Here is a 3,517-nt window from a genome sequence, read left to right as displayed (position 1 = left end):
GTGCAGGTGCGGGCGCGGGGGCACCCGGTGCGGGGGCCGGTGCCGGGGCGCCGGGCGCCGCGGTGGCACCCGGCGCTGCGGGGGCCGCGTTGTCGGTGGTCGCCGAACCGCCCGTCCGCCCGGCCACCGGGAGGTTGGCGTTGGTCGCGCCCGCGGCCCCGGACTGACCGGAGACGGCCGCGTCGGCCACCGGGACGGCGGCGGGGGTGCCGTCCGGGTTGACGGCCACCGTCACCCCGGCCTGCGCGGGCTTGTTCCGGGTGCTGTGGTCGGTGACCGCGGTGTTCGCCGGTGCCGGAGTCCCAGTGCCGAACGGGGTACCGAGGGAGAGTCCGCCCGCGGCCAACAGCGCGACCGCGGCCACGGCGGCGCCCACCACGGCGGCCTTCTTCGGGGCGGTCAACCCGGCGCCGTGACGCCGCCGCGGGACGGGAGCCGCGGAGAGCCGAGGCGGGGCCACGACCGCGCTGGTCGTGGCGAGGGCGACGGTGCCGAGCGGGGCGGTGGCCGTGTCCTCGTCGGCCGCGGCTGCCACCATCGCGGGTGCGGCGACGGCGGCAGCTGCCAGGGCGGTGCCGAGGATCGCCGCACCCTTCGCCGCGGTCTGGGCCGGGTCCACGTCCGCGACGACGGGCAGGCGCAGGTCTGCGGACAGCAGTTCGGCGACCAGCGGGATGGCCGCGCTGCCGCCGGTGAGCAGCACCGCGCTCACGTCGGAGGTCTCGACGCCCGCGCTGCGCAACGATTCGCGAACCAGTTCCAGCGACTCGCCCAGCGGCCCGCGGATCAGGTCCTCGAGCTCCTCGCGCACCAGCCGGACGTCGCGTCGGGTGCCCGGCAGGTCGACGGCGATCACCGTCTCGGTGTCCGAGGACAACGCCTCCTTCGCCCGCCGGCAGCGCGCCCGCAGCTCGGCCAGCGCGGTCACCGTGTCGGGGTTCATCGGGTCGAGCTCGGTGGGGTCGTCGACGGCGCCATCCATGACGTAGCGCAGCGTCAGATGGTCGAACTCGGCGCCGGAGATGTCCTCGGTCCGCAGCGCGCGGCCGAGGATCCGGGGCTGGTCGCCGCCGCCGACCAGCGTCACGTCGAGGCCACTGCCACCGAGGTCGTAGACCAGCACCGGCCCGTTGTCGACGGACGGCCGGTTCCGGCGCAGCCACGTGACCGCGGCCTCGGGCTCGGAGACCAGGGTGACGTCGGGCAGGCCGGCGCGGTCGAGTGCGCGGCGCAGCGCGTCGACCGGGTAGTCGTGCCACACCGCGGGGTGGGCCGCGACCACGGTCGTCGGTTCGTCGAGCGTCGTGGTTGCGACGTCGACGAGGCCGCGCATGGCGGCGGCGACGAGGTCCTCGCCGGTGTGCGTCGACCCGTCCTCGGCGACCAGCGCAACGGGGTCGCCGACGCGGGAGGCGAAGCCGGACACGGTGACGCCCGGGCAGGGTGACTCGCCCGGCGCGGTCAGCGCCAGCACGGGCGACGACCCGTCGGCGGGCAGCGTCAACGTCGAGTCCGTGGCGATCGTGGTCCGCCCGCCGGCGATCGCCACATCGTCGGTCGCGGCGACCGAACCGACGGAGCCAACCGTGAGGCCGAGTCCTACCGACATCGTCATTCTCCTGTGCTCGCAGATGCGGTGAATTGGGAACCGCTGTCTATGTCACTGTCGTCGCGCGGACCGGTTCTGTTACCGGATTTCACCGGAGAATCCGCAGATGAGGGGCATTTCCCCTATGCGCGGGAGATCCCCTATTCCCCCTACCCCTGGGCGTCGGCGGAGACGGGGGGAGTTCGCCCCGTTGGGCCGGGCGTCCGGGGTCCATAGCGTCGAGTGCATTGAACTTTCGTGGGTGCACTGCCGGCCCGCGCCGACCACCAGGAGACCGACATGGCCACCAACGCGCTTCTCGACTTCATCCTCAGCCTGCTGCGCGACGACGAGGCCCGTGCGGCGTACTGCGCCAACCCGGACGGCGTGCTCGCGGCGGCCGGGCTCGGCGGCGTCTGCCAGGCGGACATCGCGGCGGTGGCTCCGATGGTCGCCGAGTCGGGGCTGTTCGCCGGCGGCGGCGGCGCGCTGACCAGCATCCTGGGCGCGGGCCTCGGCGCCGCCGGTGACGCCGGCCTGGGCGCGGGTCTAGGTGGCGGGCTCGGCGCGGGACTCGGCGGCGGTCTCGGTGGCGGTCTCGGTGGCGGGTTGGGCCTGGGCGCCGGTGCCGGTCTCGGGCTGGGCGCGGGTCTGGGCGGCGGCATCGGCGGCGACTTCGACTTCGGCGGCGAGGTCGGCGCGGCCCTGAGCGCCGCGCTGCAGGCGGCTCTGGAGATCGGCGGCACGATCGGTGCGGAGCTCGGGGTGGCACTGGGCGCCGCGCTGCACGCCGCGGTCGGCACTGGCCTCGACCTCGGCGGACTGCTCGACCTGACCGGCGGACTCGACCTCGGAGGCGCCCTCGACCTCGGCGGCGCGATCAGCGCGGCGCTCGGCGGTGCGGTCGGCGTCGGCGGCGAGGTGGTCGCCGACCTCGGGCTGGCCCTCGGCGCGGCGCTCGGCGGCATCACCGACATCGACCTCGGCGGGCTGGCCGACCTGGGCGGCGCCCTGGACCTGGGCGCGGTGCTCGGCGCGGCCCTGGGTGTCGGCGGATCGCTCGGCGCCGACCTCGGTGCGGCACTGGGCGGCGTGCTCGGCGCCGCTGTCGGCGCGGGCGGCAGCCTGGGCGCGGACCTCGCGGCTGCGCTCGGCGGCGGCCTGGACCTCGGTGCCGGACTCGGCGCGGCCCTCGGCGGTGCCCTCGGGATCGGTGGCGACCTGACCGGGACGCTGGGCGGCGCCCTCGACGCGGCCCTCGGCGCGGGCGGACTGCTCGACGTCGACCTGGCCGGACTGCTCGGCGGCGGCCTGGACGCCGGTCTCGGTGGACTCGTCGACCTCGGCGGCACCCTGACGGGCGGTCTCGCGGGCGGCCTGGCCGGGGACCTGAGCGCCGCGCTCAGCGCGGCCCTCGGCGGTGCCCTCGGGGCCGGCGGCAGCATCGGCACGGACCTCGGCGGCGTCCTCGGTGGCGTGCTGGGCGGACTCGTGGACACCGGCCTCGACCTCGACCTGGATGCGGGACTGGGTCTCGGTGCCGGACTGGCCGGGGCGCTGGGCGGCGCCCTCGGCGTCGGCGGCGACCTCACCGCGGGCCTGGGCACCGCCCTGGACGCGGCGCTCGGTGCCGGTGGCCTGGCGGATCTCGACCTCGGTGCGCTGCTCGGCGGCGGCGCGGACCTCGGCGCGACGTTGAGCACGGTGCTCGGTGGCGCGCTCGGCGTCGGCGGCAGCATCGGCACGGACGTCGGTGCCGCGCTGGGCGGCGTGCTCGGCGGCGCGCTCGGCGCGGAGGGCGGCCTCGGCGGCGCGCTCGAGGCGGCCCTGGGTGGGGGCCTCGACCTCGGTGGCGCCCTGGGCGGCGTGCTCGGCGGCGCCCTCGATCTCGACGGCGGACTGGCCGCGGGCCTCGGTGCCGCGCTGGAG

At 76.9% G+C, this 3,517-nt stretch carries 2 protein-coding genes; one reads left to right on the top strand and one right to left on the bottom strand.

Features of this window, described 5'->3' with window-relative positions; all coding sequences use genetic code 11:
- The coding region (locus AC1DU4_RS26180) for an Hsp70 family protein (protein WP_477844872.1) at nt 1–1,609 on the bottom strand (1,609 nt) is incomplete at its 3' end.
- Between the two features lie 279 nt (nt 1,610–1,888).
- On the opposite strand from AC1DU4_RS26180, the gene AC1DU4_RS26175 reads away from it, so the two are divergent.
- Nucleotides 1,889–3,517: IniB N-terminal domain-containing protein (locus tag AC1DU4_RS26175; protein ID WP_477844874.1), on the top strand; the 1,629-nt coding region annotated here is incomplete at its 3' end.

Source organism: Rhodococcus sp. P4_F5 (genome assembly GCF_056401315.1).
The sequence above is the reverse complement of the archived record's forward strand: the minus strand, read 5'-3'. Positions and strand labels throughout refer to the sequence as shown.